At 46.8% G+C, this 22,426-nt stretch carries 24 protein-coding genes; 13 read left to right on the top strand and 11 right to left on the bottom strand.

Annotated elements, in window-relative coordinates:
* Positions 1–73 precede the first annotated feature (73 nt).
* Positions 74–1,741 (top strand): eicosapentaenoate synthase subunit PfaD, encoded by a 1,668-nt coding sequence (gene pfaD / locus CEQ32_RS08215; RefSeq protein WP_088585837.1) that lies wholly within the window; start codon positions 74–76, stop codon positions 1,739–1,741.
* Between the two features lie 231 nt (positions 1,742–1,972).
* Here the strand turns inward: pfaD and CEQ32_RS08220 are convergent, their stop codons facing one another.
* Positions 1,973–2,473, bottom strand: a complete 501-nt coding sequence (locus CEQ32_RS08220) for a hypothetical protein (protein WP_037430880.1) — start codon at positions 2,471–2,473, stop codon at positions 1,973–1,975.
* 424 nt (positions 2,474–2,897) lie between these two features.
* On the opposite strand from CEQ32_RS08220, the gene CEQ32_RS08225 reads away from it, so the two are divergent.
* The 3 genes from CEQ32_RS08225 (at position 2,898) to CEQ32_RS08235 (ending at position 5,182) form a co-directional block, all read left to right on the top strand.
* Positions 2,898–3,074 carry a DUF1328 domain-containing protein gene (locus tag CEQ32_RS08225; RefSeq protein WP_011626732.1) on the top strand — a complete coding sequence of 59 codons (177 nt, stop codon included), beginning with the start codon at positions 2,898–2,900 and terminating at the stop codon, positions 3,072–3,074.
* Between the two features lie 22 nt (positions 3,075–3,096).
* Complete coding sequence (locus CEQ32_RS08230) at positions 3,097–3,291, top strand: hypothetical protein (protein ID WP_088585838.1); 195 nt, start codon at positions 3,097–3,099, stop codon at positions 3,289–3,291.
* Between the two features lie 154 nt (positions 3,292–3,445).
* Positions 3,446–5,182: a diacylglycerol kinase family protein gene (locus tag CEQ32_RS08235; RefSeq protein ID WP_088585839.1), complete on the top strand. Its 1,737-nt coding sequence runs from the start codon at positions 3,446–3,448 to the stop codon at positions 5,180–5,182.
* 92 nt (positions 5,183–5,274) lie between these two features.
* Here CEQ32_RS08235 and CEQ32_RS08240 read toward each other — a convergent pair whose 3' ends face one another.
* A complete protein-coding gene (locus tag CEQ32_RS08240; protein WP_088585840.1) occupies positions 5,275–6,684 on the bottom strand; it encodes a sigma-54 interaction domain-containing protein in 1,410 nt (469 codons plus the stop codon).
* A gap of 253 nt (positions 6,685–6,937) precedes the next feature.
* On the opposite strand from CEQ32_RS08240, the gene CEQ32_RS08245 reads away from it, so the two are divergent.
* Positions 6,938–7,402, top strand: a complete 465-nt coding sequence (locus tag CEQ32_RS08245; protein WP_047536301.1) for a hypothetical protein — start codon at positions 6,938–6,940, stop codon at positions 7,400–7,402.
* A 271-nt stretch (positions 7,403–7,673) separates the two neighbouring features.
* Positions 7,674–8,222 (top strand): BON domain-containing protein, encoded by a 549-nt coding sequence (locus CEQ32_RS08250; protein WP_037425750.1) that lies wholly within the window; start codon positions 7,674–7,676, stop codon positions 8,220–8,222.
* Between the two features lie 142 nt (positions 8,223–8,364).
* Here the strand turns inward: CEQ32_RS08250 and CEQ32_RS08255 are convergent, their stop codons facing one another.
* Both CEQ32_RS08255 and CEQ32_RS08260 read right to left on the bottom strand, forming a co-directional pair.
* A complete protein-coding gene (locus CEQ32_RS08255; protein ID WP_088585841.1) occupies positions 8,365–8,775 on the bottom strand; it encodes a DUF3224 domain-containing protein in 411 nt (136 codons plus the stop codon).
* A gap of 123 nt (positions 8,776–8,898) precedes the next feature.
* Positions 8,899–9,708: a hypothetical protein gene (locus CEQ32_RS08260; protein WP_055646828.1), complete on the bottom strand. Its 810-nt coding sequence runs from the start codon at positions 9,706–9,708 to the stop codon at positions 8,899–8,901.
* A gap of 262 nt (positions 9,709–9,970) precedes the next feature.
* Here CEQ32_RS08260 and CEQ32_RS08265 point away from each other — a divergent pair, with 262 nt between their 5' ends.
* Complete coding sequence (locus CEQ32_RS08265) at positions 9,971–10,213, top strand: hypothetical protein (RefSeq protein ID WP_055646827.1); 243 nt, start codon at positions 9,971–9,973, stop codon at positions 10,211–10,213.
* On the opposite strand, the gene CEQ32_RS08270 is transcribed toward CEQ32_RS08265, so the two are convergent.
* From CEQ32_RS08270 to CEQ32_RS08280, 3 genes are all read right to left on the bottom strand, one after another.
* Positions 10,210–10,728, bottom strand: a complete 519-nt coding sequence (locus CEQ32_RS08270; RefSeq protein WP_055646826.1) for a YgjV family protein — start codon at positions 10,726–10,728, stop codon at positions 10,210–10,212. The genes CEQ32_RS08265 and CEQ32_RS08270 overlap by 4 nt on opposite strands.
* Before the next feature lie 136 nt (positions 10,729–10,864).
* On the bottom strand, positions 10,865–11,473 hold the full coding sequence (locus tag CEQ32_RS08275; RefSeq protein WP_055646839.1) for a Crp/Fnr family transcriptional regulator: 609 nt from the start codon (positions 11,471–11,473) through the stop codon (positions 10,865–10,867).
* Positions 11,474–11,477: 4 nt separating this feature from the next.
* Positions 11,478–12,104 (bottom strand): fumarylacetoacetate hydrolase family protein, encoded by a 627-nt coding sequence (locus tag CEQ32_RS08280; RefSeq protein ID WP_055646825.1) that lies wholly within the window; start codon positions 12,102–12,104, stop codon positions 11,478–11,480.
* Between the two features lie 208 nt (positions 12,105–12,312).
* Between CEQ32_RS08280 and CEQ32_RS08285 the strand changes: the two genes are divergently transcribed.
* Positions 12,313–14,340 carry a methyl-accepting chemotaxis protein gene (locus CEQ32_RS08285; protein WP_069455418.1) on the top strand — a complete coding sequence of 676 codons (2,028 nt, stop codon included), beginning with the start codon at positions 12,313–12,315 and terminating at the stop codon, positions 14,338–14,340.
* Positions 14,341–14,459: 119 nt separating this feature from the next.
* Here the strand turns inward: CEQ32_RS08285 and CEQ32_RS08290 are convergent, their stop codons facing one another.
* From CEQ32_RS08290 to CEQ32_RS08300, 3 genes are all read right to left on the bottom strand, one after another.
* Positions 14,460–15,473: a succinylglutamate desuccinylase/aspartoacylase family protein gene (locus CEQ32_RS08290; RefSeq protein ID WP_037416636.1), complete on the bottom strand. Its 1,014-nt coding sequence runs from the start codon at positions 15,471–15,473 to the stop codon at positions 14,460–14,462.
* A gap of 69 nt (positions 15,474–15,542) precedes the next feature.
* On the bottom strand, positions 15,543–16,082 hold the full coding sequence (locus CEQ32_RS08295) for a MarR family winged helix-turn-helix transcriptional regulator (protein ID WP_069454586.1): 540 nt from the start codon (positions 16,080–16,082) through the stop codon (positions 15,543–15,545).
* A 174-nt stretch (positions 16,083–16,256) separates the two neighbouring features.
* Positions 16,257–16,820 (bottom strand): PhnA domain-containing protein, encoded by a 564-nt coding sequence (locus tag CEQ32_RS08300; RefSeq protein WP_037416634.1) that lies wholly within the window; start codon positions 16,818–16,820, stop codon positions 16,257–16,259.
* Between the two features lie 631 nt (positions 16,821–17,451).
* Here CEQ32_RS08300 and CEQ32_RS08305 point away from each other — a divergent pair.
* Complete coding sequence (locus tag CEQ32_RS08305) at positions 17,452–18,159, top strand: DUF2461 domain-containing protein (RefSeq protein ID WP_088586963.1); 708 nt, start codon at positions 17,452–17,454, stop codon at positions 18,157–18,159.
* An 86-nt stretch (positions 18,160–18,245) separates the two neighbouring features.
* Here CEQ32_RS08305 and CEQ32_RS08310 read toward each other — a convergent pair whose 3' ends face one another.
* Positions 18,246–18,857 carry a TetR/AcrR family transcriptional regulator gene (locus tag CEQ32_RS08310; RefSeq protein WP_088585842.1) on the bottom strand — a complete coding sequence of 204 codons (612 nt, stop codon included), beginning with the start codon at positions 18,855–18,857 and terminating at the stop codon, positions 18,246–18,248.
* Between the two features lie 153 nt (positions 18,858–19,010).
* Between CEQ32_RS08310 and CEQ32_RS08315 the strand changes: the two genes are divergently transcribed.
* From CEQ32_RS08315 to CEQ32_RS08330, 4 genes are all read left to right on the top strand, one after another.
* Positions 19,011–19,637 carry a glutathione S-transferase gene (locus CEQ32_RS08315; protein WP_088585843.1) on the top strand — a complete coding sequence of 209 codons (627 nt, stop codon included), beginning with the start codon at positions 19,011–19,013 and terminating at the stop codon, positions 19,635–19,637.
* A 60-nt stretch (positions 19,638–19,697) separates the two neighbouring features.
* Entirely contained in the window at positions 19,698–20,366 is a 669-nt protein-coding gene (locus tag CEQ32_RS08320) for a glutathione S-transferase family protein (RefSeq protein WP_037416621.1), read from the top strand.
* A 180-nt stretch (positions 20,367–20,546) separates the two neighbouring features.
* Positions 20,547–21,920, top strand: a complete 1,374-nt coding sequence (locus tag CEQ32_RS08325; RefSeq protein WP_088586964.1) for an RsmB/NOP family class I SAM-dependent RNA methyltransferase — start codon at positions 20,547–20,549, stop codon at positions 21,918–21,920.
* A gap of 288 nt (positions 21,921–22,208) precedes the next feature.
* Positions 22,209–22,367, top strand: coding sequence for a hypothetical protein (locus CEQ32_RS08330; RefSeq protein ID WP_011626757.1), 159 nt, complete (start codon positions 22,209–22,211; stop codon positions 22,365–22,367).
* The last annotated feature ends 59 nt before the right edge of the window (positions 22,368–22,426 follow it).

Genomic DNA, 22,426 nt, shown 5'->3' on the forward strand with positions numbered 1-22,426 from the left:
CCGCAGTGCAAGGGAATAACCCCTCTGCGGCAAACAAATTCAGGCCCCAAACACCTAAAAGTGAAAAGCCCAAATGACGAATACCACACTCGATAATAACGCTCTCGATAATAACAAGCTCAGTCCTTGGCCATGGCAGGTTGATGAAGCCGCCATCAGTTTCGATATCGATTCCCTTGGCAAAAAGCTTAAAGATCTCAATCAAGCCTGCTACTTAATCAATCATGCCGAAAAAGGCCTAGGCATAGCCCAAACCGCCGAGGTGGTGGGTCTTGCTGAAGCTCAACCCAGCAATAGCTTACACAAAAGCAATGGTTTGCATCCGGTGAGCGCCTTCGCCCCCGCCCTTGGCACTCAAAGCTTGGGTGACAGCAATTTTCGCCGCGTGCATGGAGTGAAATACGCTTACTACGCTGGCGCTATGGCCAACGGTATCGCCTCGGAAGAGTTAGTTATCGCACTAGGTCAGGCGGGCATTCTGTGTTCCTTTGGCGCGGCGGGGTTAATTCCATCGCGCGTAGAAGCCGCGATTAAACGCATTCAAGCGGCATTGCCCAATGGCCTCTACGCCTTTAACCTGATTCACAGCCCGAGCGAGCCAGCGCTGGAGCGTGGCAGTGTCGAACTCTTCCTCAAGCATCAAGTGCGTACGGTTGAAGCCTCGGCATTCTTGGGCTTAACCCCGCAAATCGTCTATTACCGCGCCGCGGGCCTGAGTCGCGATGCCAACGGCGAGATTGTGATTGGCAATAAAGTGATTGCTAAAATCAGCCGTACCGAGGTGGCCACCAAGTTTATGGAGCCCGCCCCCGTTAAGATGCTGCAACAATTAGTGAACGAAGGGCTTATCAGCGAAGATCAAATGCTAATGGCGCAATCTGTGCCCATGGCCGATGACATTACCGCCGAAGCCGACTCAGGCGGCCACACCGACAATCGCCCTCTGGTCACGTTATTGCCGACCATTTTGGCGCTCAAAGATACCATTCAAGCCAAGTACCAATACAAAACGCCTATCCGTGTGGGCGCTGGTGGTGGTATCGGCACGCCTGATGCGGCGCTGGCGACCTTCAATATGGGCGCGGCCTATATTGTCACTGGCTCAATCAACCAAGCCTGTGTTGAGGCTGGGGCCAGCGAACATACCCGTAAATTACTCGCCACCACCGAAATGGCCGATGTGACTATGGCGCCCGCCGCCGATATGTTTGAAATGGGCGTTAAGTTACAAGTGGTTAAGCGCGGCACCCTATTCCCTATGCGCGCCAATAAACTCTATGAGATTTACACCCGCTACGACTCGATTGAGGCGATCCCACCAGAGGAAAGGCAAAAGCTGGAAGATCAAGTGTTTCGCGCCTCATTAGATGAGATTTGGGCAGGTACTGTGGCGCACTTTAATGAACGCGATCCTAAGCAAATTGAGCGCGCGCTGGATAATCCAAAACGCAAAATGGCACTGATTTTCCGCTGGTATTTAGGTCTTTCGAGTCGCTGGTCAAACACGGGCGAAGTTGGTCGCGAAATGGATTATCAGATTTGGGCAGGCCCCGCCCTCGGCGCCTTTAATGCTTGGGCTAAAGGCAGTTATTTAGATGATTACCGTGAGCGCAATGCAGTCGATTTAGCTAAACATTTAATGCAGGGCGCCGCCTACCAAGCACGGATTAACCTGTTGTTATCCCAAGGGGTAAGTATTCCGGTCAGCTTGCAACGCTGGAAACCACTACAACGCTGCTAATTCGCATTGGTAAACCTTATTGAGCGGGTTAAGTGAACACTTAACCCGCTTTTTTTACATTCATTTTTTGGGCTTAAAACCGATTGGAGTTCAGTTTCCGCTCTGCATTGTCACTTCAATGGCACGCCGTAAACCCATCCTAGGGACTCAACGGAAAAACCCCTTTTTCCGATGGCCCACTCTGTCACAGAACGTAGCGCGACAATGCTCACCTGCAACTGGCCTGTAAAATTACAGTTTATCGATTTTTAATATGCCATTTTTAAAGTTAGGCAAATAGAGAATGGAAACACACTGGCCATTTCGAATAAATGATTCGTGGTTTTTATTTGAAAAAAAGTAACTTGCAGTAACGTAGTCATTGTATGCAAAGCGTACACCCGATACCGAAAATGATTCCTCTCTGCTAGCGCTTTGGTTGACTTGATGATCCTTTATACATCCAGAAATCAACTGTGTTTTATTTTCCAAAACGGATTGTTGAACTTGGTAAATGTCGAGATATGTAGAAAGAGTCGCGAAAAAACCGATTAGGATAAAGCTAAAACTCAGCACAAAAATAGTGCTTGGTCTTAAGTTAACGGTTTCCGAAAGGTGTTTTATGAAAGGCGTATATTTATAAGCAACAATAAATATAACAGCTGCAATGACAAAGCCAATTAGGCTAACGGGATCTGAACTGAAAGCTTCTATTTCGCTTACGAAGTAGGAGTTGCTTGAAGGAACTAACATATTATGAATGTGTGACTCCACGGTTCTAATAACATTGGTTTTGCAAAAAAATTAACTCTCACTTTTAAATCAACAACATAATGCCATTTCGACGTACCATCAAGCCATTATGCTGTTTCTCACAATATTCTCACTGCAACTCTTACCGAATCGCAGGTAAAAATTGCCTATCTCGCTTATATCAGCCATTACTCCTGCCAACACACCAATTAAAAATAACGTTAATAATCAGAATTTTAATCAACATCTTCAAAGTTGGCATTAAGCTCGCAATATCTCATTTGTGAGTTTATTGCGGGATTGAGTGATAACGGGATGTAAGACGTAACCTAGCTTATCCAACTCACCCGGCAACTAGCTCACTCGACGTAAACATGCAGAGTGAAGAATACAGAAAAACCGAAATAAGACAAAGGAGGTGGCTATGTTAGGTTGGACCTTAATGTTTCTGGTTGTGGCCATTATCGCCGGACTGTTTGGATTTACGGGGATCGCTGGCGCCGCAGCAGGAATCGCAAAGATTATTTTCTTCCTATTTATTGTATTACTTGTGATTTCCCTGCTGGTCAACGCCCTTAAGGGTAAGGCACCACGCGCTTAAATTGGATAAAAGGAGAATCGATATGAAACCTATGACCATGATTACCAATGCATTTTTAGCCTTATTATTAACCTTTGGACTGTCAGCCTGTAGCGACAACCATGCCGAGGACGCAGGCGAAAAAATCGATGAAGCCATCACTGATACCGGCAATGCAATTGAAGATGCCTGTGAAGAACTGAAAGAAGGCGTTAAAGCGAAAGATACACGCTGCTAAAACGGATGACAGCGAGTAGTGAGTCCCACAAACGAGCCTATCAGGATAACCACAGTTCAATTGAGTACCACCGAGCCACTTTATCGCGACAGTCATTGGTTACGATAAAGTGGATTTTCCTGAGGTTCGCCGTTTATCGATGGAGGAGATGCCAATGCTGCGTAGGATCCACATTAAGTATTTCTACCTGTTCGGAGCGCTGTTATTTGGCTATCTCGCCGTAACGGGGCACTCCCCCATCCTCACCTTTATTTGGGCATGGACCAGCCTATCCCTCGCCCTTGTCGGCTCGGCCTATTGGTTTAACCTCGCCAGTATTTTTAGAAAACGTCAGGATGGCTCCATCCCTTGGTATATTCGTTGGGGCTTTATTCCATTTTTACTAGGATGCCGACTCTATAATCTCTGGGCGCGGCGCCGTGATAGCGTGCCTTCAATGCAAGCCATTGATAAATATCTATACTTGGGTAGCCGCTTAAGCGCTGCTGATTTACCTAAACTGAATCGTTATGGCATTACCGCTATTTTAGATGTCACCGCCGAATTCGACGGCCTCGATGTGTCTCTGTATGAAGAGCATATCGACTATCTGAATATCCCTATTCTTGACCACAGCGTGCCGACTAGCGCCCAATTAAATCAGGCGATTAACTGGTTACACCGTCAAGTACGCGCCCAAAAGCGGGTATTAATCCACTGTGCGCTCGGCCGCGGGCGATCCGTAATGGTGCTGGCCGCTTATCTTGTGTGCCGCCGCCCCGAGCTCAGCTTTGCCGAGGTGCTGCAACAGATTAAAAGCATTCGTAAAACCGCAGGGTTAAATCGCTGGCAACTTAAAGCGCTGGAGCAGATGTACACTCAAGGGGAAATCAAACTGCATAAGCGAGCCTGGATTATCGCCAATCCCGTCTCTGGCGCGGGTAAATGGCAAACCCATGGCGAACAAATTTGCACTGAACTGAAACGCTATTTTGAGGTGCAGTTAGCGCTCACCACGCCAGAGATTAGCGCCCAAACCCAAGCGAAAAAAGCCCGGCTTCAGGGCGCCGATATCATCATCGCTTGCGGGGGCGATGGCACAGTCACAGAGGTCGCGGCGGAGATTATCGACACCGATATCACCTTAGGCATTATCCCGTTAGGCACCACCAATGCCCTGTCACACGCCCTCTTTGGTTTAAGCAGTAAGCTCAATGCCGTCTCCCAAGCCATTGATAATATTATCCAAGGCCAGACACAAACCATAGATACGGCGCGTTGCAATGATCGGCTGGTGTTACTGCTGGTCGGCATTGGGTTTGAGCAACAAATGATTGAGTCGGCGAGCCGCGAGCGTAAAAATGCCCTCGGCCAACTCGCCTATCTCGATGGTTTGTGGCGCGCGGTGAACACCGACACCAACCTCGAGTTGCAGCTGACTTTAGATGACCAAGCCCCAATGACAGTGCAAACCCACAGCCTAGTGGTTGCCAATGCCGCACCTTTTACCAGCTTACTCGCCCAAGGTAAGGGCGAACCCAATATGACCGACGGCTTGTTGGATATCACTTGGTTGGATTCAAATAATGAGCCGAATGAACAGCTTATCAGTCTGGCTGAGCTGGCTTTTACCGGCTGGATTAAAGAGGCCGCCAATAGCGACTCTGCGCCCTCGGGCAACACGGCCAACACGGCCAACACGGGCAACACGGGCAACACGGGCAACACGGGCAAAGTAAAACACGCCCACGCGAAAAAGGTAAAGATCAGCAGTCAGCCCCAATGCAAGTATGTGATTGATGGCGAGATTTGTGAGCCGGAGGAACTCAATATCGATATCCTACCCGCCTCTTTGAAGGTGTTTGTGCCCTATCAAGCGCAAAATGCTGAACCGCAGTCAGAGTCAAAATAAGCTAACACATTCAAAAGCAAACGCTGAATCAAAAGCTGCATTAAAAGTTGAATCAATGCATTAGCTTATTTTTAGGCATTTAATGTAGGTTACTACTTAGCGACGCTATTGCTAACGGAATCTTCGCTAACGGCATCAACAACAGTTTGAGCGTCTGACTCCTGCTCATATTTACTGAGCTTGTTATAGAGGGTTTTAACGCTGATCCCAAGCTGCTCGGCGGTGTCGGTTTTATTGCCCTGACTCGTTTCAAGCGCTTGGTAAATGGCGATTTTTTCCAGCTCATCAAGGCGCATACCTTGGGGGATCACCACATTTTCCTCCGCAGTCGTCTCTTTTTCCGCACTGGGCGTCAGCTGTAAATGCTCAGGGGTAATCTCATGGTCCGCCAGAATATAAGCGCGCTCAATAGCATGCTTTAACTCGCGCACATTCCCCGGCCAAGCGTGGGCCGCAATCGCCTCTAAACTTGAGGACGAGAACACTTTGCTCTGTTTTTCCGCCGCATTGCGATAGGCCAGAAAATGCTTCGCAAGTCCGACTATATCTTCCCCGCGCTCCCGCAATGGCGGCACTTGAATGGGGAAATGCGCTAAACGAAAGTACAAATCTTCCCGCAGTTGCCCTTGCTCAATCGCCACTAAAGGCTCGCGGTTTGTCGCCGCCACAATGCGCACATTGGCCTTGAGCACCTTAGGGCTACCGACGGGACGATATTCATTATTTTCGAGCACTCTTAATAGCTTAACTTGATGCTCGAGCGGCATTTCGGTGACTTCATCGAGGAATAAGGTGCCGCCTTCGGCCTGCTCAAATACCCCTTGGTGATCGCGAGTCGCGCCGGTGAAGGCGCCTTTAATATGGCCGAAGAGTTCACTATCGACCAATTCTGGGCTCAAGGCGCCGCAGTTAATCGCAATATAGGGCTTATTCACCCGCGGGCTGGCTAAGTGAATGGTATTGGCGACCAGTTCTTTACCCGCGCCACTCTCACCGATAATCAACACATTGCTCTCGGCGGCCGACACGCGGCGGATAGTGCGGTACAAACGGTGCATAGGTAACGAGGAGCCCACCAGCAAACCATATTGGTCTAACTCGCTAGCATAGGGACGAATGCGCGTCGAGGTATTGGCAACCAGATGCTGGGCAAAATCGGCTAAGGTTTCGCACAGCAAGGACATATCGATGGGCTTACGGAAATGGTAGCCCGCGTATTTGGACAATAGTGTATCGAGGTGAGGATTCGGCAGGCCGTCGGAGAGGAAAATAAACTCCACATCCGCAATGGCGCTGGACTCGAGTAAGGCTAAGTAATCTTCACGGCTAAGACGGGGCAGCTCAATGATCGCCACATCGATACGATTGGCCTCCAGCTGACTAATCCAAGATAAATCATCGCTACTGCGTAGCTTGTTGTAGGTCTGCGCGCCCTCGAGCTTCACTAATGCCTGCTCGGTTTCGACGTCCTGTAGATGATAGAAAAGCGTTGGTCGGATCATCTTGTGCCACTCCCTGTGAATAAGGAATCACTGTATGCCAGCCGTGAAATTTTAACAATCTCAACGGTAAGAGTTGCCGATAATAAGCGAGGCACTGGCGACAATAGATAAATATCATCAGTTAAATCAAACCATTAACTTATCATTAAAAAGTGAACGAAATATGCATAGAAGCTGAATGAAACTGATATTTCCATGAAAATGTGGGCAATCCGTGTCGGCGGAGCTGCCCAAACTACCACAGGAGGTCGTTATGACGTCTAATGTTGCGCAACATCAGACCGAGCTGAGCGCCGATATTAAGCTGGTTAATGAGTTAATCGAGCTGACGCAAACCGGCGTGGATTTTTATACTCGGGCCAATACCACTGTCGATGACTACAGCCTAAAACGCATTTTTATTGCCCAAATCAACACATACCAAGGGATGCTGGCGCGATTTAGGCAACTGCTCGCCCAATCATTACAGTACATAGGCCCGCACTCGGTGCCGCCGTCGCAGACTCGGCCCTATGCCGATGTCGATGCTTTACTTATTAAACAGCAACTCGCCGATGCCCTCACCGTGCTCTGCGAGCTTGAGCGTCAGCGCCTTAACCACCTCAAACAGTTAATTAAAAAAGCCAATCACCCAAGGTTAATCAGCCAATTGGCCGAGGATATTGCTTGGCTACAAATCCATTTGGATACCTTACACCTGCGTAGCCAAGCCCTGTAAGGCAGCAATGCCAGCCAATAACGCGGCCAACTGAGCCGCGTTTTTGTTGCCTGCGATCTGGCGATTCTTAACGCCTATCTTGCTTAAGCCCAATCGCTTTATCACCCTCGGTAATATTTACATTTTGTCGGTAAAAAGCGCCGAGCTTGCTTTTGGATTAAACAGTCGAAACGAGCCGAAAACAAATATAATTATCTTAAAATCAATCAGATAAAAATATTGGCACGATTCACGCTTTAGTCCCTTCGAGATAACAACGGAGGATATCATTATGAAAAACACGACAACTTTAGCCTTAACCACCTTACTTGTCGGTTCTATCAGCTTAAATGTGACCGCCGCACAGGATTGGAAAGACGATGCCAAAGATGCTTGGCTCGATGGCAAGGCCGAAACGACTTTGTTGCTTAATACTAACCTCAACTCCTTTGACATTATGACCGACGTGAAAAACGGCCATGTGACCTTAACCGGTAAAGTGGAAAGCAGTGTCGATAAGGCGCTCGCAGCGGAGCTGATCAAAAGCTTGGATGGGGTAAAAGGGGTTGAAAACAAATTAACCGTGATGAATGAAAACGAGAGCACCAGTGAGGTAGTGAAGACCTTAACCGACTCTAAGGTCGCAACGGTCGTAAAAACCCGCCTGTTGTTCTCGACCGACGTTTCGGGCACCCAAATTAATGTAGACGTTGCCGATGGCGTAGTGACCTTACAGGGTGAAGTGGCCAGCGATGCCGAGCGTCAATTAGCACTGACCATTGCCAAAAATACCGATGATGTGAAAAAGGTCGTCGATAAGATCAAAGTCAAAACCTCATAATGGTCTTAACATTCAGCCCTTGCTAATTCAGCTCTAGATACTCTTGATAACTCAGCTGTTGGTATTAGTCACTCGGGCAAAAACCACAAAACCAGCTTCGGCTGGTTTTGTTTTATCGGCGCGATGTTATGTTAATCATGCCTTAGGCTTCCTGTTCAAGGCAGAAGCTAAATTCATAAAAATGTTGACCGTTTTCAATGCTTATCGCCATCGTACCATATAGCCCTGTGAGTTCACCCGCGCCAGAATGGGGGACGACCTCAAGGTGTAAGCGGTTTTGCCCATCGGTCATAATGCCAAAATGTTGCAGCACAAAACTGCCCTGTCTGCCGCACAGTTTACCCACGACTTGTTCAATCGCCACATAACCAGCAGAGCCTTTTACCGCGGTCATGGCACTGAGCATTTCGCCTTGGCTGCGGGCCTCTAGCTCACCATAAAAGGTTTTATCTAAAGTCATTCTGCCCAAGTTCACACCGCCCACACCTGTGGCATAGGCATTCTCGGGATTGAGCTTAACATCAAATTTGCCTGTGACTTTGGTCATTTCCATAACACGCTCCTTGTTTTAATTTTATGCTTTATGCCAAAACCTTCGCTTTCCGGCCGCTAGATGAAATAAATACCTCAGCCGCAGCTGAGGTAAAATTAACTTAGCATAAGCCCCGCTCTAAACCTAATGCAGCGCTTTGATTTCTGATTCACTGACACCGATTTTAAGGGTTTTAATTACAGTTGGCGGTGTTGTCATGGGTTGTTCAGCCGCCCTCTCACGGTAAGTAACAGCTACTTTAAATGGGGATTCAAAGGGATAAACAGGTTCAATATTATCGACCTCAATACGATCGCCAATAAATACACTGCCTAAGTGCTGCACACGATTTTGGCCATAATCTAGGCTAAACAAGCCGAGATACCAGAACACACCTGAACCTTGGTTAGTCACAATAAAAGGCGCCACAAAGGGCATGGTTTGCTGCTGTGGATCATCCTGTAATGGCGCATCACTTTGGGTATCAGGCTCTAAAGCGGGGTCAAAATTAAGCGGAGTAACTCGTAAATAATCTAATAACACTCGGCCTTTAGCCTCGCCATCCTGATAATCCCCAATAGCAAACTCCGTTTGTTTAACGTTAATAAAGTGGGTTAACACTACGGCTTTGTGGCTGTCCGGTAAGCTCACTTCAAATTTATTAGCGGTATTTAAACTAAACAGCTTAAGCATCACTTCCGAGGCATTAGCAACGGGCTTGACTTCACTGGGTACCACAGATTCAAGCGCATCTTCACTGCTTAATAATATGGCTTCTTGGGCTTTTGCCTTAGCATCAGCCTGCGCCATGGCCTCATCGTATTGCAACACTTGGCCATCTTCCATGACCATGTAAATATCATCATTGGTCATGTTAAAGCGATAAACTCCCACGGCAAGAATACTCAGCACTAGGACTGTCGCCGCGATGGTGACTTTAACAAACATACTCATTTTCTCCCCCAATAGCCTAAGTGCTGTATCATTTGCGCTGATGGCAAAACCAGCCTTGCTGATAGCATCAAAAAATCGCTCTTTCTACAAGGCCAAAATCGCATATTTTTGCTTTAGTCAGCACAAGTTCAGCAAGTTAACCCATGCTGGCATATATATGATTCAGCCTTTTCATTAATGTTCGCAATCGGGCTATAATTCCTTGGCTTAAACGACACCAGCAGTCTTGAACAACGATCGAGTATTAAGGATTTAATTGCCAATGACCAATGCCTCTACTAGCCCATTTGCCGTGTTAAACCAAACCACGGCACACTCGTTTAATGAACAAAAAAACTTAATTAAGCGCGTCTTTAAGGGCAAACCAGTGCAATGTCCAAGCTGCAATCAAACCCTCAAAGTCATCTTGCCGGAGACAGCTAAAGCCGAACAGGCAGCAGGTATTTTCTGCCCCAAAGGCTGTACCGATATCGAGCTAGACATGGAGGCCGTAGCAGGTATCTAAGCCTTCCTTTTGGACGAGTGCAATTGTCCACGAAAATAATGGCGATAATATCCCACTAAATTGCTGCCAATAAACAACATTTCCATTAAGACCGCCACTGGCGAGCCTACTAAGATATTGTGGACTAACCAAAAACTGGTGCCGACTATCATCAGTAGCCGCAAGTCTTTATCACGTTGACAAAATGCCGCACGGGTTTGAAATAGTGTACCGATACAACTGATCACACTCACAAGCCCGCTGAAGGTCAAGCTACTCATCAGTACCGCTGCCCCGCTAAAACCCCACATGGCCTTTTTAGACGTAGTAAAAATACTGGTGAGATAACGCACTGTGGCAATCCCCATCAATCCCGCCGCAGTCCATTGTGCTAAAAAGCAAAAGTGGATTGAAATCAAGATCCCCGACATAAATAAGCAAGCGACAATGCGTTCGCGCGCTTTAAATTGAAACGATATCACGTCAAATACGATGGCAATGGCCACCAACAATTGCGACAGAGTAAAAGCATCCACAATAGGCTCCTTAAAAGTTCGGTATAGGCTTAGACGTCGCCCAACAACAAACGGATTTGCTTGGATTAGCAATCGCTAAGGAGCATGAAGGGAATCACTTTTAGGCGCATTAACTTAAGTTAATTGGCAGGCAATTTTACGGCGAATCTTGTAAACGTTTACGGATACGCGACAAGCTAATGGCGGTAATACCAATATAATTAGCCAGTTGGGCATGGGTTAAGCGCTCAACCCAGAGGGGAAAATATTCGAGTAAATGTAAGTAACGCTGCTCTGGCGTATTGAGGAGTAAAAAGGCTTCTTTTTGTTCTTTATACAATAACTGTTGTTTAAGTAGCGCAAGTTGTACCTGTTGCATAAATGGCTCATTTAGCACAGCAAGTGGTATTTGCACTAACCTGCAAGCACCGACGGTTTCTAACTGATAGGGCGCAACATCCTGCTTTAGCCAGCTGCTATATAAGAAACAAAGCTCTCCTTCGAAGTAAAACTCCTTGCAGCGCTCACTCCCCTCTTGTGTATAGTGGCAAGCACGCACTATGCCATCCACCACAAAGTAGGCAAAGGTTTGGTGCTCGCCTTGGGGTAATAAGCACTCCCCGGGCTGACATGAAAGCGCCCTTGCTTGGGTGAGCAGCAGTGCTAAGTGATCAGGCTCCGCCCCTAAAGCGAGCAAATATTGCCAAAGGGGTTTGATTGCCTGCTCAGTTGCCGCCTGATGAGCCGATGCAGAGTGCGCTGTCATTGCATCACCGACTTTGCCATTCACATTCGACCAAGGGCACTTGGTGTGACGCATCCTTTAATCCTAAGGTCACCTTAAAGACGCGATTCGGTGGAATGATGCCGACGCCTTTTGGGGTGCCCGTCATCACAATGTCGCCATCTTCTAAACGAGTAAAGCGTTGCAACTCAGACAAAATGGTTTGCGGCGGATAGATCATTAAATCAATATAGCCTTGTTGGGTTAACACCCCATCAATACTTAAGCTAAATTGAAATTGCGCGCTCGGATCATCAATCGCAACAAAAGGGCTAAAAAGCGCTGCACCATCAAAGGCTTTGGCTTTTTCCCACGGTAATCCCTTGGCCTTAAGTTTGCTCTGTAGTTCCCGCTTAGTCAGATCCAGCCCCACGCCCACATGGCTAAAGCGCCCCTGCTGATACAAAAAACACAGCTCGGTTTCATAGTGCAGCGTCTCACCAAGATGCTGGGAATTTAATTGAGTACTGATGGCCGAATTAGGCTTAAAAAACACCACCATATCATCGGGGATTTCATTGCCAAGCTCATGGATATGGTCAACATAATTACGCCCAATACAAAGGATTTTGCTGGGAGCAATAGCCTTATTTTCTAACATCACCGTTTTCATTAACGCTCCTTTAAACATCAGCGGGACAACATAATTATCCAAGCCTTCTTCGTTAAGACTTTACTCTGACAACTCTCTGCTACACTTATTTTTATACCCCAATAAAAACAAGCAACTAAGTACTTGTACTACGGCGTATTCTTCCCTTGTCCACGCGATGTTATCGCCTTATTTGGCTGACATCATAGACGAAAAGGTCGATGACTCAATGTTAACACTCAGTATCAAGCAAAAAATGCTCTTAAGCTTCAGCGCAATTGGTATCCTGCTCTTAGCTGGCAATAGCTTCTTTTACTATTCGCTCTATCAAGTTCAAATCAGTTATAGCAATATCGAGACACTCGCCATACCAGTTCAGAAGCAAAGCAATAACTTACAACTTGTGCTCGTTAAAATGTCGCGCCTTGCAACTTTAGCCCATAGCCAAAATGACACCGCAGAGCTCATGCAAAGCCAAAAAGGATTCAATGCGCTAGAGCATAAATATCAAAGTATTGAAAACGAGCTGAAACAGATGGTTAGCGACCAACCCCAGATGCAAGCATCACTGAATGAAGCTCAAAAACGCTACCAAGCCTACCAGCAACAAAGCCAAGATATGTTTAGCGCTAAGCTCGCGAACGAACAAGCAAAACAACATTATCAAACACTTTTTAATCAGTTTATTGAGGCAAAAACGCAAGCAAGTAATGCAATGATCGATTTAGAAACGATCTCATTGCCCGATAATCCGGCACTTTTGGAGGAGATAATCGGAACAGGAACCCGCATTGACGATATGCTTTACACATTAACCAACACAATGTCAGAGCTAACGCATGCTCAGGATTCTCATTCTATAAACTCGCATAAACAGGATATAGCCCTATTGCTAGGGAATCTAAGTACTAACTTTACCTTTTTAAAACAACAAGCTTCGGGGATAAATACCCTAGGATTGCTGGAGATTTTTGAGCAACAAGCCACCATATTCAATCGGTTACTTTCAACCCCAGGCGAGCTATATCTGGCACAACAGCAAGTGGTTGATAATCACACTCAAGCAGAACAGCATTTTAAAAATACGGAACAAGAATTTAATGCCAATACCCTTGCGTTAGATAAATTATTAGCCCTAGCTGACAGACGTTTTAGTCTGTTGCAAAACATTGCAAATGACGATATTCAACGCGGTCAAACATTGGCCATTGTACTAGCGGCCATGTTTGTGTTTATGGTCAGTTCAATATCCTTCTTTACCCTAAGGGCCATGTTAGTACCACTCACCTTGGCAAATAGTGCGCTAGCAAACATTGCAAGGGGAGACTTATCCAAGAGAATACCTAAACGTCACAATGATGAATTTGGGGTACTTATTGATAATATGAATACTCTTTGTGATGATCTGGCTAAATTATTAACCCATATCAGCAATGACGCCCACTCTTTAGATAATTCAGCCACACAAACACATCAGCAAGGTCAAGACATCGCTAATGCAGCTACCGCACAAATTGAGCGCATCAATGGCACGAAAGCCTTAACAGAACAAATGTTTACCAGCTCTAACCTTGTTGCAGAACAAGCCAGTAGTTCGGCAACACAAATCACCCAAGCATCGAAACATAGCCAACAAGCCCAGCTTATTGCCGCCGATAATCAAGCCAAAATAGCGGAGTTAAGCACAAAGCTAAGTGATTCTGTCGCTATCATGTCGCGCCTTAGTGCACACAGCCACAATATTGGTGGGATTCTCACCACCATTAGTAGCATTGCAGAACAAACTAACCTACTCGCCCTCAATGCCGCCATCGAAGCCGCAAGGGCTGGCGAACATGGTCGAGGTTTTGCGGTCGTTGCCGATGAAGTACGCTCATTAGCCTCAAGGACACAAGCCTCAACCGCCGAAATCCAACAGATGATCTTAGCGTTACAGCAGGAAACTACCACGGCCTCAACGGCCATAAGCTCAGGGCAAACACAAGCCAACGACTGTGTGGAGCAAAGTAAAACACTACACCATGCCATAGCACAGATTGAAGTCACACTCAGTGCCATTAATGAGATGAGTTTACAAATTACCCAAGCAGCCCACCAACAACTCGATTACAGCCGACATATTGAGTCCAGTATGGGGGAGGTCGCCTTCGCGGCAGATCAAAATGCCCATGAAGCAATGGATATGGCAAAACGCAGTGACCAAGTGACTCAGTTAGCCCACTCGCTCACCCGCTCTGTCGAACGCTTTACACTGTAGCCATAAGTGCATTGATACTTATATGGCTAAATGTATCAGAGCCGAGATAACCACATAAAAACAACAGCCATCAGTAAACTGATGGCTGCTTTTTTAGCAAACACTGGCAGAATAACAGCCTAAGCATATTCCATTAAAAACTCATCGAGTTGCTCGTTAGCAATTTCGATCTCATCGCCTTCGAACTGCGCAATATGGAACATGCCCTCGCCTTCATTCGTCACAGGAATATTACTGATCCCGATGATAATGCCATCGGTTGGCGCGCGGATCGCCACACTATCACCGCCATGCGGACTGACAATATGGGCAATAATATAGCCCTTATTAACCCGCTGCCCGAGTTTGAGCTTCATATTGACTAAGCCATCGGACTCACTGCGGATCCAATAGCTGCGTATCGCACTGACACTCGCGATCTTGTTACTGACTCGCCCCTTAAGCATACCAAGGCTACGCATTACATTGAGCACGCCCTTAAGACCCGACTTAATTGCAAGCTCACTAAAGCGCAGCGCCTCGCCCGCCTCATACAAAATACAGGGAATGCCCTGCTGATTCGCATAGCCGCGCATCGACACGCTACGCGCCTTAGAGTGCATAATAAGCGGTGCGCCAAAGGCATTCGCCATGGCTAACATAGTTTCATCACCGGTATCGCAACGGATTTGCGGTAAGTTATCTCTATGGATAGCCCCCGTATGCAAATCAATCACATGGGTTGCATGGACTAATAACTGAGTAGCAAACAGGTTGGCTAACCGGCTTGCCAACGCCCCTTTACTGGAGCCAGGGAAGCAACGGTTGAGATCGCGCCTATCGGGTAAATAACGGGATTGTTGAATAAAACCAAACACATTGACTATGGGCACCACAATCAGGGTGCCGGCTAAATTTTTAGGGTTAACCCGTCCAAGTAACCGCCGACAGATCTCAATACCATTGAGCTCATCGCCATGGATAGCAGCACAGACCAAGAGTGTCGGCCCAGGTTTGAGGCCGTGAAAGACTTCGACATGAATATCGAGTTGGGTATCGGTATAAAGCTTGGCAGCGGGTAATTTAATCCCCATTTGCGTACCCGCAATGACTCGTTTGCCTTCAATCTCAAACGCTTCGCGTTTTTTAACCATGGTCACTCCCTGATCTGCATTGCGCTGTATGTGATAACTCTAGTATTAAGCCTTAACACGCCCACGCTATTATTCGCCTTCAAACTGGGTTAACCAGTGTTTTAAAATTTGCTGCAATGCCACACGCTCAGCAGTCGGGACCCCCGATAATAGCGCGCTCTGACATTGGATATGTTTGGGGAGCGCAGCCTCAATCAGTGATTTACCTGCCGAAGTGAGCGAAACATGCACGGCGCGGCGATCTTCCTTACAGTGCTCACGGGCAATCAAGCCTTTATTTTCCAGCCGGTCTAAACGACTGGTCATGGCGCCTGAACTTAACATCATGCTTTGATACAGCTGCGAAGGCGATAAAGTATAAGGCTTACCTGAGCGTCTGAGTGTCGCGAGCACATCAAACTCCCCCTGACCTAAGCCAAATTCGCCGTGGCATAAGGCGATAGCGTTTTCCATATATTTGGTCAGCCTTGCGATGCGCCCTAACACCGCCATGGGGACTAAATCCTCTGTCACCCCTTCAGCCCGCCACTGGCCGAGGATTTTATCTAATCCATCTTCAACTGAAGCCGACATTTGCTTTGCGTCGAGTAGTTGCGAGTCGTTTGCCATAGGTTTATCTCTATATAAAGATTCTTCACATGCTAACCATTTTATCGCCTAATTTAATGATTTGTATATGTGGCTACTTTTAGTGGGTAGATAAGAGTAAATTCTGCATAAAAAAACCGCCCAATTTATGCAAATTGGGCGGTTTTACGTTCAAGCAAGTTTAAGCGAAATGACTTAAGACTTTTTCACAAAACAGGTCAGGATCACAATGCGAGTACCATTCACACGACCTTCGATATGCTCTGGATTGTTGGTCAACGAAATATTGCGTACTGCGGTGCCACGTTTTGCCACAAAGCTGGTACCTTTGACGTTAAGATCTTTAATGATGACCACGGTATCTCCGGCGTTAAGCACGGCACCGTTGCTGTCTAAAGTCGGTGGCGTATCATCACTGGCGGCAGCGGCTTCGGCATCACCCCAAGCGCGTAAATCATCTTCAAGATACAACATATCGAGCAGATCCTGCGCCCAGCTTTCACCGCTTAAGCGTTTCAGCATGCGATATGACATCACTTGAACCGCAGGGACTTGGCTCCACATGCTGTCGTTCAGACAACGCCAGTGGTTCATGTCCATAGTATCCGGCGCTGCAATTTGGCTACTGCAATTTTCACAAATCATAATCTCGTTTTCATGACCATCGGAAGCCGGTAAGTCATAAATAGAGAGTTCGACGTCACTTGCGCAGAGTTCACATTTGCCGCCACAGCGAGTTAGCAATTCATTTTCAGTCATTTTTTCTGTCTACATGCGTAATAAAACGCGGATTATGCCATAAATTGGCTTTTCACGGCAGGGGGGAAGGCAAGATAACCCTATTTTTTATATGAGTTATCTGTTTATTCACCCTTGGAATTGCCATTTAATCCTTAAAATTCATAAGCTAAACTGAGTCTGATATCTCGCCCCGACGCGGGGATGCCATCCGACAGAAACGGCGTCACCTGCTGATTTGTGAGATTTTTTGCCATTCAATATACGCATATTCCCTTTAGCGCCTCTTGGATATGAAAGGTTAACTATATATTTTTAAATAAGTTATTTTCACTTGAAGATTCAGCATTCAAAATATCACCTTCAGGCACATTATCCTGCGCATCGTACTAAGTCCCTTGCTAAGCGACTAAATCGGTTCAGCTACTCGCTGCCCAATAGCCAGAGAGGAATTATTGACTAAGTACTTGTTCTGACCTTGGCAGTCTTTTAGTAACCCACAATGTTCTGCTTGTAACCAAGAGATGGCTAAATCACAAACAGATTGAAAAGGTAGTAAAAAACCATAAGAATGACACGTTAATAATGCACACTTGCTGCCGTGAAGCCGATTAAATGGTTTTCTTTCAAGCACATCACAGGTTTTATCGACATGACTAAGCTAACCACTCCACCTCAGACTGAAGGCACATTTACCGCTGCCAGCTTAGATTTTCTCAAACGGCTTTCGCTCAATAACTCCCGCGACTGGTTTAAAGCTCATCAGGATGAATATGAAGATAACGTCAGAACGCCCGCACTGCGTTTTATCGAAAAAATTCAGCCTCATATTATTGCGATTTCACCAAGATTGACCGCGGTAGCCAAAAAAGTCGGTGGCAGCTTAATGCGCCCGCAGCGCGATAGCCGTTTTAGCAACGATAAGACACCCTACAAGACCAATGTGGGGATCCAGTTTCGGCATTTTCAGGGCAAAGATGTGCATGCGCCGGGGCTGTATTTACACATTGCCGAAGACGGTTGTTTTATTGCCGCGGGTATTTGGCACCCCGAGTCGAAGGCGCTCAATGCGATTCGGACTTGTATTGATGAAAATCCCAATGGCTACAAAAAGGCGCTGCAAACCTTAATAGACCATGGATTTATGATGGATGGTGATAGCTTGACTCGCCCGCCAAAGGGATTCGATAAACACCACCCCATGCTAACCGAGCTCAAACGTAAGGACTTTATCGCGCTAAAGCCAGTCCCCTTTGAACGGCTCTGCCAAGCCGATGCCGCCCGCTACTGCGCCGAACAATTCGCCCACTGTAGCCAATTAATGGCCTACTTGTGCTTTGCCCTCGAGTTGGACTTTTAAGTTTCTGTATAAGTGGTTGCATCAGTTTTGCGGTTCACGAGGCCAAGCATTGACTTGGTCTCATACTTATCGGTTTAACCTACGCCCTATTTCACATAGACGGGCTTAAGTGGCGTCAGCGCGAGACTCTTAAGATATTCGCTTAATACCGTAAATGCATTATCCAACAGGGTGTATTCCTTCGCCTTACCTAACACTCTAATCCCTTGTAATTGAAGCACTAAAAAAGCCGCTAGCGACTCAGGCTGAACCGATTGAGATAACTCACCCTGTCGCTGACTGTAGCGTAAAACATCGGTAAAGTTAATCTGCAACTGGGCAAATAAGCGCTGGCACTCTTGCTGCACGCAGTCATCATCGAGACATTTTTCTAATACTGCATTCTGCATAAAGCAGCCATACTCTTGCTCGCGCTGCAAGGCCACAAATCGCGCTAAATAGGTCAAGATCTCATTCAATCCCGCCTGTGCATGCAGGATTTTCTCCTTTGCCCCAAAGGAATAATGGTCAAGATAAAAACGTAAACATTCACGATATAAACTCTGTTTATCACCAAAACTGTTATACAAGCTGAAGCGATTAATCCCTAAGTGTTCGACCAGATCGGCAATCGATGTCTCGGCAAATCCCTTCTGCCAAAATAGCTCCATCGCCTGAATGAGCTTTTCTTGTCTATCAAAATTACAACTGCGTGCCATGGTTCAAACCTACATTGATGCCTGTATTAAACGGAGTGCATACGGCAAAACATTCTTGACTGACCGTTTAGATATGGCGTAAATTTTATCCTAACCGATCGTTCCGTTAAAGCTCTATTTAGCCAAACTTAAAGATTAACAGAAGGAAAGAGCATGAAGCTTTATGAATTAGCCCCTACGCCAAGCGCAAGACGCGTGAGTATTTTCCTCGCCGAAAAAGGCATCGATATCCCACGTGTGAATGTTGATATTCGCGGCGGTGAAAATCTCAGCCCTGAATTTAAAGCCAAAAGCTTAAACGGACGCATTCCACTGCTCGAACTCGATGATGGTAGCTACCTATGTGAATCCGTGGCTATTTGCCGCTATTTAGAAGAAATCCATCCCAGTGAAACGTCACTATTTGGTAACAGCCCGCTAGAGCGTGCCAAAGTAGAAATGTGGCAACGTATCATTGAATTACAAGGTCTGATGGTCGGCTTTCAAGCCTTTAGAAACCTAACGGGTATCTATAAAGATAGAGAAAATTGCGTCGAAGCCTGGGGCGCAGAATCACGCCAACGGGTCATTGACTTCCTGCCGACCTTAGACCAACAATTAGCCAAATCAACTTATGTTGCGGGCGATAACTTTACGATTGCCGATATTTCTGCATACGTTTTTATTAGCTTTATTAAAAACTTAGATATTCTGGTGGATGACACTCTGCCCCATATTCAAGCTTGGTTTGCGACAGTGGCCCAGCGCCCCGCGATAGTGTCGCTTACCCCAAAAAACTAGCAGCGATGCCCGTTGGGCATCCAAGTTAAGCATTAACCAGTTAAGACTTAAGGGATGACTATGATTGATTTATATACCGCCGCGACCCCGAACGGCTTTAAAATTTCCATCGCGCTTGAAGAAATGGGTCTCGACTATCGAGTGCATAAATTAGATTTCAATACCAACGAACAGAAGCAGCCTGAGTTTCTCGCCATTAACCCTAATGGCCGTATTCCAGCCATTATCGACCGAGATAACGAGGACTTTGTGGTGTTCGAGTCCGGCGCAATTCTTCTGTATCTGGCGGAAAAAACGGGTAAGTTTTTGCCTGCCGATCCTAAAAAACGCTCGCAGGTCATTCAATGGCTCATGTTCCAGATGAGTGGTGTTGGCCCGATGATGGGTCAAGCTAACGTGTTTTACCGTTACTTCCCCGAAAAAATCCCTGCGGCTATTGAACGTTACCAAAAAGAAGGCAGACGTTTGTTTGAGGTGATGAATACCCAATTAGCCAAGCATCAGTATCTAGCCGGTGATGAGTACACCATTGCTGATATCGCGACTTGGCCTTGGGTGCGCATCCATGAATGGAGCGGTATCAATATGGAAGGACTCACTCACCTACAACGTTGGTTAGACGAGCTAGCGCTCAGGCCCGCTTGCCAAAAAGGCATAGTGACACCTCCGCCCTCAGTATTGAGTGATGAAGAGCGTGCTAAACAAATCCAGAAGATGGTGACTAAGTAAGTCATCCTTTCCTCACGCGCGCATTCGTTTTTCCCATCAAGCCCCAACTCAGCATTGGGGCTTTTTTACTGCTAGTGATACGTAAAACTGCTACACTCTGCGCCACTTATTGATTTGCTTGGCCATATTCATCCCACCGGATGGATGTCACTTGGCCGAGCCACTTTTCAGGCTAACTTTATGGGCAATCCAAACGGCTTATCATCAGCAACCATGGCATCTACAGTGAATATCGAACCGCAAACCCTCGCGCAAAAACGCGGATTAAGTTATGCCAATACCATTAAGTTATTGTTCGATGAGATTTTAAATACCAAGCAACCCGCCGACCGAGTGCTCGCGAACTACTTTAGGGAACATAAAAAGCACGGCTCCAAGGATCGCAAGGTCATCCGCGAATCCTTATTTAGCCTGTTCCGTTGGTGGGGCTGGTTTAAAGCCACGGCCGATCATCAGCAGGCGGATCACTTTTTTGCAATGCTGAGCGCGAGCGCCTTAATCGAAGCCCATCCATGGCAAGATATTGCCCAAGCCTGGCATGAGCTCGCCCAATCGCCGGCTGATTATCAACAGCTTCAATCCCTTAGCGTTAATAGCTTAACGGATAAATTGGCACTGGTACGGCGCCAATTTCCCGAAGTGTCCTTCGAACTCGCGGATTTATTGCCTGAATGGTTTTGGCAGGTCTGCCCAATTGCCCCAGAGCTGCGCCCAAATCTCATCGAAGCCATGTCTAGCCGGCCACCAATTTGGGGACGTGCACAGGGAATCAACAGCCAAACAGCTGTTAAGCAACTACAAGCGCTAGAGATTGATGCGAGTCTCAGCCCCTATTTTGCAGATGCCATAAACCTTGGCACTAAGAGCATGAATCTCAATGAAATATCACTCTATAAAGAAGGCAAAATCGAGATCCAGGATTTAGCCTCGCAAGTGATAGGTCAAATTTGTGCACCAGAGCCTTGGCAACATTGGTGGGATGCCTGCAGCGGCGCAGGCGGAAAAACCCTGCAATTGCGCGCTCTAATGCAAACGGCCACGACTAAGCACAATCCATTTTTGGGCAGCATAGTCTCGTCGGATATTCGCGCCCACGCCTTAGAAGAACTCAGCAAACGCGCCCAACGGGCAAAGTTTGACGGCATCAGCATTGCTCGCTGGCGCAGTGATGCACTGCCGGTCGACGCCAACCATTTTGACGGGGTATTAGTCGACGCACCCTGTAGCTGCACGGGCACGTGGCGCCGTAACCCAGATATGCGCTGGCTCGACAGCCTCGATGCCGTCACAGATAAAGCAGCACTGCAACTGGATATATTAAGCCGCAGCAGTAAGGCGGTAAAACGGGGCGGAAGCTTAGTCTACGCCACTTGCTCACTGTCACCGGTTGAAAATGAGCAAGTAGTTTCCGCCTTTTTACAACAACATCCCGAGTTCAACCTAGTGCCGATCCGCCACCCCTTTACAGGCGAACAAACAGAAATGTTGACCGTGTGGCCCTTCGAAGCCAACACAGATGGAATGTTTGTGGCGCGTATGCAACACAAGCAGTAGCACTAACTCCTTATTTTTTATCAGAACTTGGCACTCATATTCTGAGTGCCATTCTTTTTACCTCCACCCAATATGAATGCGCTTTTTCACTTATTCATTTAATAATCATCAAGATAAACCCTACGGCGCGGGGTAAAATCGCCAACGCAATTCCACAGAGACGTATCGCCCCTTCTTGGACAAAACTTTTCACCATCAGTGATTAAATATTTCGCTTTAGCTTAATCTCACCTTTGGGTAAAAAGATCGGGTGCTGAGAATGGCACAGGTATTTTTGGAATTTTGACCATGTCACACTCCTATGAATTTGACGACGATGATGCGCCATGGGGCGATAACGTCAAAGGTAAGCAAAAAAACAAACGCGTAAAACAACGTCGCAGGGATACTAAGCGCCGTTATTCAGATGATGCAGAGGTGGATTTCTATCAGCATAAATCGAAGTAACTGAACTACGACCCGTTTGCCTTAGCAAATTCGAGCTTTATAAGCAGTCAAATCCCAGC

The sequence above is a fragment of the Shewanella sp. FDAARGOS_354 genome (assembly GCF_002209245.2).
GTDB classification, from domain to species: Bacteria; Pseudomonadota; Gammaproteobacteria; order Enterobacterales; family Shewanellaceae; genus Shewanella; species Shewanella xiamenensis.